Source organism: Cellulomonas sp. P4_A2, assembly GCF_056402515.1.
Map to the genome: position 1 here is coordinate 1 of NZ_JBFUHG010000236.1, position 363 is coordinate 363.

The following is a 363-nucleotide window of genomic DNA, read 5'->3' on the forward strand; positions in this document are numbered from 1 at the left end:
TGAAAGGGCAGGGCGTACGGCTCCTCTTCCTCGCCCGGCCACGGAATGACGTCCGCCGGACGGTCCCCAGCCCAGTAGGGAAGTTCGAAAGGGAGCGGTTCCCCGATGTTCTCGATGATCCCGTCGCCCGGTGACAGGCTCAGAGACCGGATGAGTCGTCCGTCCTCCCATACAGCGAACGCCAACCAGTCGACCACGCTGTGCATGGCGTGCAGGACCAACCGTCGGCCGGCACTCGCCGCGACGAGATGCCCGGGGAGCTGTGACGGGGAATCAATCATCACGCGCCGATCGCAGACGATCTCCACGCCGGGCCAGCTCGCCGCATAGGCCGTTCCATCCGGGGGATACACACCCTCGTAC

Annotated in this window: 1 protein-coding gene; it reads right to left on the bottom strand. The window is 65.8% G+C overall.

What is annotated here, in order from left to right; genetic code table 11:
* On the bottom strand, positions 1 to 308 hold a 308-nt coding region (locus AC1DUE_RS20875), incomplete at its 3' end, for a DUF6928 family protein (protein ID WP_477041303.1).
* Between the last annotated feature and the right edge of the window lie 55 nt (positions 309 to 363).